Origin of the sequence: Paenibacillus sp. HB172176, assembly GCF_011947265.1 — a bacterium.
In the GTDB taxonomy this organism is placed as follows: domain Bacteria; phylum Bacillota; class Bacilli; order Paenibacillales; family Paenibacillaceae; genus Pristimantibacillus.
Genome location: NZ_JAATHD010000024.1, coordinates 63412 through 79040, shown reverse-complemented (window position 1 = coordinate 79040; position 15629 = coordinate 63412). Strand labels below are relative to the sequence as shown.

13 protein-coding genes are annotated in these 15629 nt (G+C 52.0%); 6 read left to right on the top strand and 7 right to left on the bottom strand.

The window, feature by feature from the left end; translation table 11 throughout:
• Positions 1-21: 21 nt before the first annotated feature.
• The 6 genes from HFP08_RS23575 to speE form a co-directional block, all read right to left on the bottom strand.
• On the bottom strand, positions 22-846 hold the full coding sequence (locus tag HFP08_RS23575) for a carbohydrate ABC transporter permease (RefSeq protein ID WP_168123081.1): 825 nt from the start codon (positions 844-846) through the stop codon (positions 22-24).
• Positions 839-1714, bottom strand: a complete 876-nt coding sequence (locus HFP08_RS23570; RefSeq protein WP_168123080.1) for a carbohydrate ABC transporter permease — start codon at positions 1712-1714, stop codon at positions 839-841. The genes HFP08_RS23575 and HFP08_RS23570 overlap by 8 nt, the downstream gene beginning before the upstream one ends.
• A 102-nt stretch (positions 1715-1816) precedes the next feature.
• Positions 1817-3124: an ABC transporter substrate-binding protein gene (locus HFP08_RS23565; RefSeq protein ID WP_168123079.1), complete on the bottom strand. Its 1308-nt coding sequence runs from the start codon at positions 3122-3124 to the stop codon at positions 1817-1819.
• A 177-nt stretch (positions 3125-3301) separates the two neighbouring features.
• A complete protein-coding gene (locus HFP08_RS23560; RefSeq protein ID WP_168123078.1) occupies positions 3302-5083 on the bottom strand; it encodes a cache domain-containing sensor histidine kinase in 1782 nt (593 codons plus the stop codon).
• A complete protein-coding gene (locus HFP08_RS23555; protein ID WP_168123077.1) occupies positions 5080-6681 on the bottom strand; it encodes a response regulator transcription factor in 1602 nt (533 codons plus the stop codon). Before HFP08_RS23555 ends, HFP08_RS23560 begins: the two co-directional genes overlap by 4 nt.
• A 121-nt stretch (positions 6682-6802) precedes the next feature.
• Complete coding sequence (gene speE / locus HFP08_RS23550; RefSeq protein WP_168123076.1) at positions 6803-7630, bottom strand: polyamine aminopropyltransferase; 828 nt, start codon at positions 7628-7630, stop codon at positions 6803-6805.
• A 190-nt stretch (positions 7631-7820) separates the two neighbouring features.
• Here speE and HFP08_RS23545 point away from each other — a divergent pair, with 190 nt between their 5' ends.
• From HFP08_RS23545 to cyoD, 6 genes are all read left to right on the top strand, one after another.
• Positions 7821-9941 carry a transglycosylase domain-containing protein gene (locus HFP08_RS23545; RefSeq protein ID WP_168123075.1) on the top strand — a complete coding sequence of 707 codons (2121 nt, stop codon included), beginning with the start codon at positions 7821-7823 and terminating at the stop codon, positions 9939-9941.
• Between the two features lie 149 nt (positions 9942-10090).
• On the top strand, positions 10091-10372 hold the full coding sequence (locus tag HFP08_RS23540) for a hypothetical protein (RefSeq protein ID WP_168123074.1): 282 nt from the start codon (positions 10091-10093) through the stop codon (positions 10370-10372).
• Between the two features lie 322 nt (positions 10373-10694).
• On the top strand, positions 10695-11786 hold the full coding sequence (gene cyoA, locus HFP08_RS23535) for a ubiquinol oxidase subunit II (RefSeq protein ID WP_168123073.1): 1092 nt from the start codon (positions 10695-10697) through the stop codon (positions 11784-11786).
• A gap of 30 nt (positions 11787-11816) precedes the next feature.
• Positions 11817-13808, top strand: coding sequence for a cbb3-type cytochrome c oxidase subunit I (locus HFP08_RS23530; RefSeq protein ID WP_168123072.1), 1992 nt, complete (start codon positions 11817-11819; stop codon positions 13806-13808).
• The gene (gene cyoC / locus HFP08_RS23525) at positions 13809-14447 is read left to right on the top strand and encodes a cytochrome o ubiquinol oxidase subunit III (RefSeq protein ID WP_168123071.1); all 639 of its coding nucleotides are present in this window, start codon (positions 13809-13811) and stop codon (positions 14445-14447) included. It abuts the gene before it with no gap.
• A gap of 1 nt (position 14448) precedes the next feature.
• On the top strand, positions 14449-14799 hold the full coding sequence (cyoD, locus tag HFP08_RS23520) for a cytochrome o ubiquinol oxidase subunit IV (RefSeq protein WP_168123070.1): 351 nt from the start codon (positions 14449-14451) through the stop codon (positions 14797-14799).
• Between the two features lie 116 nt (positions 14800-14915).
• On the opposite strand, the gene HFP08_RS23515 is transcribed toward cyoD, so the two are convergent.
• Positions 14916-15629, bottom strand: coding sequence for a hypothetical protein (locus HFP08_RS23515; RefSeq protein ID WP_168123069.1), 714 nt, complete (start codon positions 15627-15629; stop codon positions 14916-14918).

Genomic DNA, 15629 nt, shown 5'->3' with positions numbered 1-15629 from the left:
ATCGCTCTCCCCTTTCCAAACTTATTTCACCGAGCCGGTCATGCCCGCGACGAAATGCTTCTGCATGAGGAAGAAGACAATCGCCGTCGGCAGCGTGGCAATCAGAATAACTGTCATGTTCACACCGTAATCCGGGGCGTAGCTCGAGCCCAGATTCGAGATTAGCAGCGGAATCGTCCGCTTCTCCGGCGATTGCAGCACAACGAGCGGCCAGAGATAATTATTCCATGATGTCATGAAAGTGATGATCGCAGCAGCCGCATAGGAGGTTCTCATCGTTGGCACGAAGATGCGGAAGAAGACCCCGAGTTCAGTCAATCCATCGATTCTTCCTGCTTCGAGCATATCCTTCGGAAACATCTTCGTGCTCTGTCTGAAGAAGAAGATCAGAAACGCCGTTGTCACCGTTGGCAGAATCACCGCAGAGACCGTGTCGATGCCGATAACCGGAGCCACATTCGAAATCTTGCCGAACATCCGGTAGAGGGGCACCATGAGCGCCGCGAACGGAATCATCATGGACAGGAGCAGGATGCTGAACACGACATCCTTGGCTTTGCTTCGGAATATTTCGAAGCCGTAGCCCGCCAGCGATGCGATGAGCATGGCCAGCAAGGTTGTAATAATGGAAATTCTGGCCGAATTGAGCAAGGCCGGAACGAGATCAACCGTGTCGAATACCTTCTTCACATTTTCGATGAGATAGGAGCCAGGGAGCAGCTTGCCCTGCGTGACGTCGACCGACTTGTTCGTGGCGCTGATAATCATCCACAGGAAAGGGAAGACCGACACAATAGCGGATACGCTCAGAAACAAATAAATGAGCACGCGCTTCAGCTTAGACATTCTTATCACCTGCCAGTTTGAATTGAAGGATGGAGAAGATGACGATCAAGATCACAATTGCATAAGAGACGGTCGCGGCGTAGCCGAAATCAGGCGTGTACTTGAACGACAGGTTGTAGATATATTGGGATAGCGTCATCGTTGCGTTGCCCGGGCCGCCCTTCGTAATGTTCATCACCTCGTCGAACAATTGCAATGTGCCGATTGTTGAAGTAATCGATGTGAACAGAATAATCGGCTTCAGCAGCGGAACGGTTATTTTCGTAAATTGCTTGATGGATGAAGCGCCGTCGATTCGTGCGGCTTCATAGATGGACGCGTCAATATTTTGCAGCGCCGACAAATAGAAGATCATGTTATAGCCGGTCCAGCGCCAGGTAATGGCTATAATGATCGTGATTTTCGCCCAGAATGGATCGGTAATCCAGCCGATTGGCTGGGATATGAAATGCAGATTAAGCAACAGCATGTTAACAAGGCCGTCAGAGCCGAATAAATATTTGAAAATAACCGAATACGCAACCAGAGAGGTTACGGCCGGCAGGAAAATAGCCGTGCGGAAGAAGCCCTTCAGCTTCAGATTCTTATCATTGAGCAATACGGAAATAAACATCGCCAGAATGATCATGATCGGAACTTGGATGATCAGGAACAAGAAGGTGTTCGTCAGCGCGGTCTTGAAGGTTGAGTCCGAGAACAAGCGCTGGTAATTGTCGAAGCCGACATAGCTCAGGTTGGTGCCCGTTCCGGATTGGAACGACATCTTGAGCGCTTCGATCATCGGGTAGAAATAAAACGCGCAGATCATAAGGACCGCTATGGCGATAAATGACCAGCTTATCGCATTGGTTCTTGCTTTAATATTCATGAGCCCTGCTGCCTCCTCGAAAGAAAAAGAAACCTTGAACGGGCCGCCAGCCACTTTTGTCAAGCCAGCAAGCGGTCGTTCAAGGTCCTCTTCAAGCATTTACTATTTCAGCTGAGAATCCGCTTGCTTCTGAGCGTCGCTCAGCACAGCGTCAATCGACTTGCCGTTTAAGAAATTCTGCATTTCGACAACGAGAATATCTTCAATCGCATAGGTGTTCATGCCATAGTTGACGCTCGGAATTTGCGCTGTCCAGTCTGCGAAATCCTGAACGATCTTCTGCCCGCCGAAGAAATCGTTCGCGGCCGTATAGGCTTCGCCTGTCGCAGCCGGCTTGTAGGTGCCGATCGCGCCAACGTCCGTAACAAGCTTCTGATACAAATCAACGTTCGATCCCAGCGTAGCGCCCAGGAATTCTGCCGCTTTCTCCTTGCCCGGCACATTGAGAACATACCACGAGCTTCCCCCGAGGTTGGAGGCGTGTACGGAAGCCTCGTTGTTCGTCAGCTTAGGAAGCGGAGCGATCGCCCACTTGCCGGCTTGATCCTCGGCAGCCGTGATGGATGGCGTAAACCAGTTGCCTGTCGGAACGGAGGCTGCGTCGCCGCTGTTGTAATTGGCAACGAATTGGCTCCAGTCCGCATGAGTCTTCACGATATTAGCGTCTATCATCTTCTTGTACGTTTCGAAGGCTTCCTTCAAAGCCGCATTGTCCGCCAAGTCGGCCGTCTTGCCGTCTGCCTTCATATACCAGGAGCCGGCCGATTGAATCATGACGCGCAGGATGCCCAGATCGTTCGGATCAAGGGAGATCCAATCCTTGCCCGTCGCTTCCTTGACCTTCTTGCCAATCTCGATATATTGATCCCAAGTAATGTCTTGAAGATCGTCAATCGTGTAGCCGGCCTGCTCGAGATAATCCGTTCTTACATAAAGCCCGGTTACGCCGGAATCGAACGGCAAGCCGTAATTCACATCGCCGACGCTTGTCGGTCCAAGCTTGTAATCGGCAAAATCCGATGCCTTGAAGCTGTCCGTGAGCGGATAGAACATGTCCGGATACGCTTGAAGGAAGCTTTGCGCGCGATAATCCTCGATCAGCACGATATTGGGAAGTCCCTTGGTCGTTCCCGAGCTGAGGCCTGTATTCAGCTTCTGAACGATGTCGTTCTGAGCGTTCTCGATGACATTGACCGTCACATCCGAATGATCTGCCTCGTAGGTTTCTTTCGCCAAATTCATCGCCTTAATGTTGAAATTGGGATCCCAAGCCCAAACGGTTAGCTCTGTAGCATCTCCAGCGCCATTGTTCGCGCCATTGTTGCCCCCGTTATTCGATGTGTTGTTGTTGGAGCACGCTGCCGTCAGAACCACAATTCCGACAAGAAGCAAAGCAAGCATTTTCTTCATGTTCTAGACCTCCGTATCTATATTTTCAGCTTTAGCCCGTAAGCGTTTCCTGCTTACTGCTCCATGTTAGCACCATGAAGTTTGGCGTTGTTAGCATTATCTTTGCCTACCTTTGTCAAATTATTAGAGCCCGGCGAAATTCCTTCACCGGGCTAAGACGATCTTTGGAATTTTGAATTATTTTTGGCTGAAGATGACGGGAAGCCTGATTTTCACCTTGGTCCCTTCGCCCGGTTCGCTTGCGATGGTCACGCCATAGGAATCGCCGTACAACAGCTTGATCCGATCATGGACGTTCTTCATGCCGATGCCGGCGAACAGCTGCCGTTTGCTCTTCGGGCTGAGCGGATGCGCGTCCTCGTCCTCTGTCAGAAGAAAGCCGTCTCCGTTATCCGCCACCTCGCAAACCAGGGCATCCGCGTCCAGAGACGCCATGAAATAAATCTGACCCTCGGCCTTTTCATTAAAGCCATGGAAAAATGCATTTTCAATAAAGGGCTGGATAATCAGCTTGGGCACATGGCAGCCCAGGCAATCCGGCGAAACGAAATAGTTCATCTTGATCCGCTCGCCATAGCGAATATGGTTGATGTAGACATAATTCCGCAAATTAACGAGCTCCTGACTGAGCGGTATGGTCTCGCTAACGTTGCCTATTGCATTCTGAAGCAGAGAGATAAGGGCGTTGATCGTCTCCGCCGCCCTCTCCCTGCTTCCTTGCTGCACCATGAACTTGACCGAAGCGAGCGTATTGTAGAGAAAATGCGGATTAATCTGCTGCTGCAAAGCTTCCAGCTCCGCATTGCGCTGTCCTTTCTGAGTTTCCACCAATTCCTTCACATAGTCTTGCAGCTCGCCAAGCATATCGTTGAAAGCAAGCCCGATCTGCCTCGTTTCATAGCTTCCGTCCACAGAGACGTGATGGTCGAACTCGTATTTCGATATCGTTGAAATTTGCTTTACGAGCCGCGTCAGCGATTTCGTCAATTGCCTGGAAACAAGGAACATGATCATTAAAGAAAGCGCCACAATGACGATTACGATCAGGATAATCGTTCGGGTATCCATCAATTGGCCGACTGCCGTTTCTTTGTCCACCACATTTACGAGATACAGGTCGTAAGGAGACAGATAGGAGGATAACAGAATGCCCTTCCTTCCCTCCAACTCAACTTCCTTATAGGTCATGGCATTCTGCTGGATGTCCTTCGCATAGCCCAACAGCTCGGGCGCGGGCTTGCCGATCCAGTCTTCCTTATTGGAGGAAAGAATGGAGCCGTCGCCGCTCAGGATAGCGACGTCATTCCCTTTGCTGGTGAAGCTGTTGTAGAACCGCTGGAATGTCCTCTCGGTAATGGCGAAATACATGACGCCGTAAATCTCGTTGTCGGTCCGGTCCATGAGTGCCTTGGACGCAACGATAACTCCTTGGCTGCCGGCTCTGTCAGGGTCTGAAGGAGCGTATTGGAACAATAGCTTGCGCGGATCCGCCAAGGTGTTGGCGGTCACTTCATGCTCGCGCAGCTCCTGATCGGAGATCGACCAGATCGAGCGATCCGACACATAGCTGCGGCCGTTGATGCCCGTGACAAGCAGACTGACATCGTAGGCATCGAGACTGGAGTATATCTGCTCCATCTGCTGCGTCATATTGTAGTAGCTCTTGTAATTGGACAGGGAATCCCCGTCGCCTTGCGTCAAAAATCCACGTATGGCGCCGCTTTGAAGAATGCGGTTGGAGGCTACCACGATCGAGTAGTTGAAATTGTTCAAATTGCTGTTGATTTGCGCAATCACCTTCGAGTTCGTAATGCTGAAGGTATCCATGAATACGCGTCCGGACATGTTAATGGTCGCCCATGTCGTTGCAACCGAGACGGCGACAATGCTGACGACCATTATGATGAACATTTTGATAAACAGTCTATAGTTGGAAAAACGATCGATAAGCCTTCTCATAGCCTGTTCCTTTCATCGCCCCGATGCATTCGCCTGTACTTGCTCGGAGATGAGCCCGTTTGCTTCTTGAATACTTTGCAGAAATAGCTGTGATCCGAGAATCCCACCATTCCGCTTATCTCGGATATGGTCGCCTCCCCCTTGCGGAGAAGCTCCTCCGCCTTCCCGATCCTGACCTTATGCACATATTCGACAAAGCCTTCCTCGTTGTGCATGGAGAAGTAATTGGACAAATAGGAAGGGTTGAAATGAAAATGCTTCGCCATCTCCGTCAAAGTAATCGCATCCGCGTAATGCTCCTCGATGTAGGCCAGCAGCCGCTTCATATTCGCTTGGTTGGATTTGGCCGCTTTGCCCGCGATGCATGCCTTAGCTTCATTGACGAAAGCTTCCAGCTTCGCTGCGGCTTCATCCGCTTGCACGGCATCCTCGATTCCTTTGAAGTAGCGATACTTCCCCTTCTCGAGCTCTCCGACATCATATTCCATATTGCCAAGCAGTACGGTTATATTAAAGATGATGTTGCCGAGAAAGGATTTAAACTCAAACACATCCATCGTATACTGACGCGTCATCTCCTCTACATGCGAGCGCAAATCGTCGAAGGCTTCCTTGAAATGCTCGCGTTTGAATTGCTCCGTAAATTGATTAAGATGAAAGCTCTCCAGCGCTTCGGGCCGCGCAGGAAGATCATCCGCCAGCAGCACGCGAAGCTCGGGCAAATAGAAAAAATAATTCATGCATGCGAGAAGAGAATCGCGGTACATGCCTGCGAGCTCGCTCAGCGATCCGAAGTCGGCGCTTAGTGCAACGGGATAGCGAAATTCCTCTTCAATCGCCATCCAACCCGGAATTTGCCGCACTTCATTTTGCAGAAAGGCGGCTTCAAGCTTATTGGCGTTAATCATGAACGCGACTAACGATTCCTCGTTCGGCAGCTCGTAGATCGCGGCGGAACGCCCCTCCAATCGCTGCAGCAGTCCATCCTTCAATCTTTGCGCCGCGATTGTCTTCGTCAAGCCCCCCTCGGCCTTCTTCCCGCTCGAGCTCCGCAAGTCGATGCCGACAAGCCAGAAGCGATCGAAGGGAAGCGCAGCCTTCCATTCCGCTTCCTTCTCGGCATTCGGCTCGAAGCCGTTCAACAGTCCCTCGAGATACCGATCGAGCGAAGGACGGATATCCGGCTCCTTCACGCCCGCTTGCAGCGAGGAAATTCGCTCCGCCGTCATTCTTAATACCGTCAACAAATGCTGCATATCCAGCTTCGGCTTCAGAATATAGTCCGCAACGCCTTGCTGGAAGGTGGACCTCACATAGTCGAACTCCCCAAAGCTGCTGAGCACGATGACCTCGATATCCGGATAGCTCTGCTTGATCTGCTTCGTGAGCTCTTCGCCGTCCATGACGGGCATGACAATATCTGTGATTACGATATGCGGCTGCAGCTCTTCGATGCGCTCGAGCGCCTCCTTCCCGTTCGACGCCTCTCCCACGATGTGAAAGCCTTCATTCTCCCAATTCATGAAATGCTTGATGCCTTGTCTAATGAGAAGCTCATCATCAACAATTAATACCTTGCATAGCTCCAAGGCTGTCATTTCCGTTCCCCCCGGTCATTCTTTCTAGAGCCTAGTATAACGTTCCCTCTCTCAAAAACAAAAGAGCCGCGTTTTTGGCAACAGCCAAAAACGGGCTCTTCATCAAGCAAAGCTTCCCCTCTTATTTCACCAGATCCTCCACGAATTTCGGAAGGATGAAGGCTGCCTTATGCAGGTGAGGCGTGTAATATTTCGTTTCCAGCTCAGGAATGGACGCTTCGTCGATCTGGAGCGGATCATACTTCTTGCTGCCCATTGTAAAGGTCCACAGGCCGCTCGGATAGGTCGGGATATTGGCGGCATACACGCGTACGATCGGGAATACTTCCTTCACGTCGCGGTTTACGCTTTGAATCAAATCCGCCTTGAACCACGGGTTGTCCGTCTGCGCAACAAAGATGCCGTCCTCCTTCAAGGATTCGTAGATGCCTTGATAGAACCCCTTCGTGAACAGATTCGCCGCTGGGCCGACAGGCTCGGTGGAATCCACCATAATGACATCGTAGCTGTTCTTGTGATCGTGGATATGCATGAAGCCGTCATTCACCAGCACCTCGACGCGAGGGTTGTCCAACTCTCCCGCGATCGTAGGCAGATATTTCTTCGAATATTCGATAACCTTGCCGTCGATATCGACAAGCACGGCCTTCTTCACCTTCGGATGCTTCATGATCTCGCGAATGACGCCGCCGTCGCCGCCGCCGACAACGAGCACCTGCTCCGGATTCGGATGCGTGAACAGAACCGGATGCGCCACCATCTCGTGATAGACGAATTCATCCTTCACAGTTGTCATGACCATCCCGTCGAGCACGAGCATCGTGCCGAACTCTTCCGTTTCAATCATATCGAGCTGTTGGAAATCCGTTTGCTCGTCTACATACGTTTTCGTAATTTTCGCCGTAATGCCGAAGCTTTCCGTCTGCTTCTCGGTATACCATAATTCCATGTCGGGATCCCTTCTTTCTTACAATCATTCAACCTGTATTATAGTCTGTCACGCACAAAAAGCAACCATTTGCAGTCGTATCTACAAAATATTTATAAGCTGCCACCGTCAATGAATACGAACGCCCCTCCATTTCCATACTAAGGAAAAGCGTTCAGTCAGCCTCTATTGAAGAAAGGAAGGGAGTCACATGAAAAATACATCCTCACAGCAACAAGGGAAAAGACGCCGACCCCTGTTCCCTATTCTAACGGAGAAATGGCTTCCTTATGCCGCGACGCTAAAAAAATGGCTTCGCAGAGGAGCCGTCGCTGCGGCTGTCGTATTCGCTGTCTCCGCCGGCTTATATCTCTACCTCAGAGCGCAGGCTCTGCCTGTCTCTTCTATAAGTCAGACCTCTCAAATGCTGGATCTGCAAGGCAATGTCATCGACACCTTCCATGCGGGCGAGAACCGCAGATCGGTAGACTTGAAGGATATCGCCCATACGCTGATTGACGCGACGCTCGCCATAGAGGATCGCCGATTCTATGAGCATGCCGGCTTCGACCTGAAGGGCATGGCCCGCGCCGTCGTCGTCAACGTGTCGAGCATGTCCGCCAGACAGGGAGCCAGCACGCTTACCCAGCAGCTCGCGCGAAACCTCTATCTGACGCATGAACGCACGTGGCAGCGCAAGCTGAAGGAAGCGGTCTATACCACTCAACTCGAGATGAATTATTCCAAAGACGAGATTCTGGCCATGTATCTCAATCAGATCTATTACGGGCATGGCTCTTACGGCATTGAAGCCGCGGCCATGATGTACTTCGACAAGCATGCCTCCGAGCTGTCGCTCGCGGAAAGCGCCATGCTGGCCGGCATTCCGAAGGGGCCGAAATATTATTCGCCTTATATGAATATGAAGAATGCCAAGGATCGCCAATATCTCATTCTCGAGGCGATGAAAGAGGGCGGCTCCATAACCGGGGAGCAAGCCGACGCCGCATTCGCCGAGATGCTCGACCTCCAGCCGCTGAGCTCGGAGCAGCAGGACGGCTTCGCGCCTTACTTCCGCGATTACATCCGTTATCTCGCAGTAGACAAACTGGGCATAGACGAGAAGCTGCTGAACGAAGGCGGCATAACCATCTACACGACGCTGGATCAGGATATTCAGGCGGCAGCGGAGGAATCGATCAAGGGAGGCTTCCCGGAGAAATCCGAGCAGCAAGCCGCCCTTGTCGCCATCGATCCGCGTACGGGCTACATCAAAGCGATGGTGGGAGGCCGCGATTATCATGCCAACCAATATAACCGCGTATTCGCCGGCACGCGCCAGCCCGGCTCGTCCTTCAAGCCCTTCCTCTATCTGACCGCGCTCAGAAGCGGATTCATGTCGCCGGTGACGAGGTTCAGAAGCGAACCTACGGTCTTCTCCTACGATGAAGGACGGAAGACATACGAGCCGCATAATTATGGAGACAAATACGCCGAAGACTATATCGATATGCGCCAGGCGATTAGCGGCTCCGACAACATATACGCCGTCAATACAATTATGACGGTAGGCGCCGACAAGGTGATCGAGACTGCGCGCATGCTGGGCATTCGAAGCAGTATGCAGCCCGTTCCTTCGCTTGCTCTTGGCACCTTTCCCGTCAGTCCTCTCGAGATGGCTTCCGCATACAGCGCTTTCTCCAATGAGGGGGAGCGAATCGAGCCTGCCGCGATTCTGCGAATTGAAGACCGCAAAGGCCAAGTCCTATACGAAGCGAAGCCTCGCAAAGAGCAAGTCATCACGCCTGCGGAAGCCTATGTCATGACGAATTTGCTGCAGAGCGTCTTCGACAAGGGAGGAACAGCGCATCGCGTCGCCTCTGTTTTGAAGCGGCCGGTAGCGGGTAAAACAGGAACAACCACAACGGATGCCTGGCTTGTCGGCTATACGCCTGAGCTCGCTGCCGCCGTTTGGGTCGGCTACGACAAGGACCGCTTGCTCTCCATAGCCGAAGCGCATCGAGCCGCTCCCATCTTCGCTCATTTCATGGAGGATGCGCTTGCGGCTGTGCCTGCCAAGCTATTCCCCGTACCCGAAGGCGTCGTCACTGTCTTGATCGATCCCCAGAGCGGCAAGCTGGCCGGCGATACCTGTCCGAACAAACGGATGCAAGCCTTCCTGGCTGGAACGGAGCCTACCGAGGTTTGCGGCGCCTCCTTCGCGGAAGGCAAGCAGCGAAAGCAAGGCGGTTCGTCGAATAACGAGAGCTCGGGCAAGACGGAACGCGTTCGTTCCTGGTGGAATGATTTGAAGCGATGGTGGACAGATTAAGAACAGAAAACGACGAATTTGTCCATTTTATGTGCAAATCGTGAATTTTCTTTGAACAAATCGCATAAGTTGTGGTATAGTAGGTATAAGAAAGCACTTACACGTGCTTGTCCATCATTCTTATTCGATATGAGTTAGGAGTGTTTCCTATGACAACAAAATCCTCATCCGTTATTGGCGCAACGAAAACCGACGTCAAGCGTCTCGTATATGTCATGACTGTGATCGCTTGGGCTGTTCTCAGCATCGGCGTTCTGCTTTGCCTGATTAATCTCAGCCACTTCAGCGACAAGAATATCGGCTTAATGGTTGGCATCGGTTTTCTCGTAGGCAGTGTTCACATTTATGTGATCGGAACAGCAATCGGCCTCGTGCATGCCAGGCTTCACGAAGCCAAGCAATCGCTGCCCGCCGCTTTGGATGACATCTAATCCATTCTTACATTAAACATTGTGAACAGGCGCAAGAGGGCGATACAGATGATGCATCTGAATCGCCCTCTTTTTGTGATGTTTGCGTATGCGTTTCTATGGGTAGTATGCAGGAAAGACTGTGCTTTTCTGGATGAATTAGCGAGCTTGGGAGCAGGGAATACTGATGAAATTACATACGAATAGCCGTCTATGTCGAACTGGTGAATAATCTTTGTCGGAATAAAGTCAAATTGTTTACGTAATTGTTAACCCCGCAGTTATTTGTTTGTTAATCTGCTATGGTTATCGTAAGTTACAATTAATCGAGGAGTGAAACGTGATGAGACGTTATTATCGTATGCTGACAGCTGCCGTTTTCCTGGCAATGGTAACCATGCTATCAGGATGCAGCGGAGATTACATCGTGCTTGATCCGAAGGGACCGATCGGGGAATCCCAGAAGGACCTGATCATCATTTCGACTCTTCTGTGTGCAGTGATCATCGTGCCCGTCCTTATTCTGACGGCTTTCATTGTATGGCGCTATCGGGACCGTCCCGGAAGCAAAGCTCCATACAAGCCGAACTGGGCGCATAATACGAAGCTGGAGGTCGTATGGTGGGGCATTCCGATCATCGTCATTATCATCCTCGCGGCTGTTACGGTCGTCTATACGTACAAGCTGGAGCCTTCCAAGGAAATCGCGTCAACAGAGAAGCCCATAACCATTCAAGTCGTATCGCTGGATTGGAAATGGCTGTTCAAATATCCCGGCGAGGATATCGCCACGGTCAATTATTTGAAAATACCTGAAGATACGCCGATTCGCTTCGAGCTGACCTCGGACACCGCCATGAACTCATTCTGGATTCCGCAGCTTGGCGGCCAGATCTATACGATGTCCGGCATGGCGATGACCTTGTATCTGCAAGCGGACGAGCAAGGCAGCTATTACGGATCGGGAGCCAACTTCACCGGCAAAGAATTCGCCAAGATGACGTTCAAGACGGATGCGGTGTCCCGCGAGGACTATGATGCTTGGGTGAAGGATGTGAAGAGCAACGCACCTGCTCTAACCATGGACGGATTCGATACGCTTAGACAACCGGGAAGCTCGGATGTTCAATTGTTCTCCAGCTCTCCTGAGGATTTGTTCTATCAGGTTGCCATGCAGTATATTCCGGAAGGAAGCAGCGGCATGCATATGGGGCATAGCATGGATATGGGCGCCATGACCGAAGGCGAGAAGAAGCTCGATTCGGATCCTTCTGCGGACATGAACAAGGACATGGCGAACAACTCTGAATTCGAAGAAGAATCTCCTTATGCTGAAGGTGATTCAAACTCGAACTCGAAGTCTGATGAACAAATGGACATGTCCGACATGGATCACAGCAAGATGGATATGTCGGGTACGGATACCAAGCACTAATTGTATGTCTAGCGAAAGGAGAGGTCATCCATGTGGGATAAATTTAAAGACTTTATGCTCAATGATTTTTTTGTGACGGGCGATCCGCTCATTCTCGGCGCCCAGGTGTCCATCGCGTTAACCTTGGTTGCGATTATATTCACGCTCACCTTCTTCAAGAAGTGGCGCTGGCTATGGACGGAGTGGCTTACTTCTGTCGACCACAAGAAGATCGGAATTATGTATATCATCGCCTCGCTTCTGATGCTGTTCCGAGGCGGCGTGGACGCGCTTCTCATGCGCACGCAGCTTGCTATGCCGGAGCTCGACTTCCTCGTTCCGGAGCATTATAACCAGATCTTCACGACGCATGGCGTGATTATGATTCTATTCATGGCCATGCCGCTTATGTTCGGCCTGTTTAATATCGTCGTGCCGCTCATGATCGGCGCGCGCGATGTCGCGTACCCTTATCTCAACTCGCTCAGCTTCTGGATGTTCTTCTTCGGTGCGATGCTGTTCAACGTATCGTTCATTATCGGCGGTTCGCCTGACGCGGGCTGGCTTGCCTACCCGCCGCTGTCGGAGCTGTCCGGCAGTCCGAGCGTAGGACAGGACTTCTATATCTGGGGCATTCAGATTTCCGGTATCGGCTCTCTGGCGACGGGCATCAACTTCGTGGTTACGATTTTGAAGATGCGCGCGCCGGGCATGAAGCTGATGCAAATGCCGATGTTCGTATGGTCGGTGCTCTCTTCCTGCATCACCATTATGTTCGCATTCCCGATTCTGACCGTTACGCTGTTCCTGCTGTTCATCGACCGCTATCTCGGCGCGCATTTCTTCACGCTCGACGGCGGAGGCAATCCGATGATGTATATCAACCTCATCTGGATGTGGGGACATCCCGAGGTGTATATCGTGGTTTTGCCGGCATTCGGCATCTTCTCCGAGGTGGTCGCCACCTTCTCGAAGAAGAAGCTGTTCGGCTACAAATCGATGGTGTTCGCGCTGATGTCCATCAGCTTCTTCTCGTTCTTCACCTGGGCGCATCACTTCTTTACGATGGGCTCGGGAGCAAACGTGAACGCGTTCTTCGCCGTCACGACGATGCTGATCGCGATACCAACGGGCGTAAAAATATTCAACTGGCTGTTCACCATGTTCCGAGGCAAGCTCAGCTTCCCGACGCCGATGCTATGGACAATCGCGTTCATTCCGTGCTTCATCGTCGGCGGCATGACGGGCGTATTGCTGTCGGTTGCGCCGGCGGACTTTCAGTTCCATAACAGCTACTTCCTGATTGCCCACTTCCATCAGGTGCTGATCGGCGGCGTTGTGTTCGGCTACTTCGCTGGTCTGTACTACTGGTGGCCGAAGATGTTCGGCTTCCGTCTTCACGAGGGGCTCGGCAAATGGGCGTTCTGGCTGTGGAATATCGGCTTCTATATCTGCTTCATGCCGCAATACGCGCTTGGTCTGATGGGCATGACACGCCGTTTCAACGCTTACGACTTCGATATGGGCTGGCAGCCGCTTAACGTGCTTTCGACCGTCGGCGCCTTCATCATGGGTCTCGCTTTCATCTTCCAGGTGTGGCAAATCGCGCACAGCATCAAATTCTTCAATAAAGAAAAATCAGGCGACGCATGGGACGGCCGAACGCTCGAATGGTCCATTCCGTCTCCCGCTCCGCTCTACAACTTCGCGCGTTTGCCGGTTGTGACGGATACCGATGATTGGTGGGAGAAGAAGGAGCGCGCCCGCAATGGCGTGAAGGACGCACCGGAGATCATCGCCGCCGAGACGGCGCCGCTGGAGCCGATTCACATGCCGCGCAATTCGGGCATTCCGTTCATCATGTCCGTATGCTGGTTCGTTGCCGGCTTCGGCTTCGTATGGGATTGGAAGTGGATGTGGATTCCGGGCATGCTCGGCGTTATCGCGTGCTTGCTCGCCAGATCCTTCACCTACAACACGGATTATTACATCCCTGTTGACGAGATTAAGCGGACGGAAGCTGCCGCAGGGGGGGCGAGATAAATGGCATATTCGACTGCTGCAACCGCCAAGGGACATGGTCATCATGACGGCGGAGGACATGACGACCATCACGGTCACCAAGAACATGAAGATATGAAGGTGTTCGGCTTCTGGCTGTTTCTCATCACCGACGTTATCCTGTTCGGCGTCTTATTCGCCACCTATGCGGTGCTTCGCCTGAACACAGCGGACGGACCGACGGGACAGGATCTGATTGAATTGCCGGGCATCATCGCCTCGACGTTCATCCTGCTGACGAGCAGCTTCACAAGCGGCATCGCGCTGCTGCAGATGAACAAAGGCAACAAAGGCGGCCTGATCGGTTGGCTAATCGTGACCGCCTTGCTGGGCGCGTCCTTTATCTTCCTCGAGGTGACAGAGTTCACGCATCTCGTTCATGAAGGCGCGACGATCGCGACCAGCGCGCATTGGTCGGCATTCTTCGTCCTCGTCGGCACGCATGGTCTTCACGTATCACTCGGCCTTGTATGGATGACGGCTCTCATGATTCAAATCGCCAGACGCGGCATTACGCCAGTCACAAAGCGCAAGGTCAATATCGTCAGCTTGTACTGGCATTTTCTCGATGTCGTCTGGATTTTCGTCTTCACCATTGTGTATTTGATGGGGGTGATGTAAGATGGCCAATCAACATTCGCAGGCCGGCCACGGCTCGCATGGCGGTCATGACGCCCATGAAGGCGGGCACGGCTCCATGAAGGCTTATGTCATCGGCTTCGTTCTCTCGATCATTCTTACGATCATTCCGCTTGTCATGGTCATGAACGATATGTTCAGCAAAAGCGTGACAACTGTCGTCATTATTGTGATGGCGATCATGCAATTCGCGGTTCAATTGCTCTTCTTCATGCATATCCGCGAGGAGCCGAAGCCGCGCTTCAACCTGATCGCTCTGATCTTCGGCATCGTCATCATGGTGACGATCGTCGCCGGATCGATCTGGATTATGACATACAATGCGGTAGGCTAGGCAAAACAACCCCCGCCCGCCTCGGGCATCCTCGGGATGCTCTTGGCGGGCGGGGGTTGTCAATGCAGCAAGGAGCTTTGGAGAGTCATACCGTGACTGCCTCCAAAGCTCCTTCTTTATTTGAAATATCGCTGCACTTCCACATTATTCGGCAAGGAGAGAATCAGCATCGGTCTAATCGTGTCGGTAACGAGGCCTCCGTCCCTGCGGTCCATAGATCCGATGATGAAGTACATCGTCGTTCCTACGATCTTCGTCTGCATAATATCTTGGTTGATGCTTATATTCGGCTCCGCCGACCAATAACGAATCTGGCCCATTAATTGCGCTTCTCGCGAGTCCGACTCTTCGATGGTGACTGAATCGACGGCTTGAACGACAATCTTCTTGATCTCGCCAGGTACGGTAATCTTGTCCGTGTTCACGATAACGGTTCGCTGCGTCGTCTGTAAGACAGCCTTGAACTGATCGAACAGTCCGGTTGACATCAGGAAGGCGAGCACGAGGCTGGCGAAGCCAATGCATCCGACGAAGAAGACGCTCATCCAATCATAGCGGAGCATCGTATGCCGGCTTCCGGATAATTTGAGATGAAGGAGCAGCTCGGCTCCAAGCAAAATGAAGACGATCGGCGCAACCCAAAGCAACAACTCGTAGGCCTTCGCATCCTGCCAGATCGACACAGCAAGCGCTGTGCCCATCAGCATGAGCGTGATGCCCATCGATAACGAGCCGACCCTCCATATTCTCTGCGTTGGCTGCCGTCCTTGCCCTGACTCGGGAGGTAAAGCGCCTCCTGGGGTTGCTGTAATTCCATTAACTGAAGACAT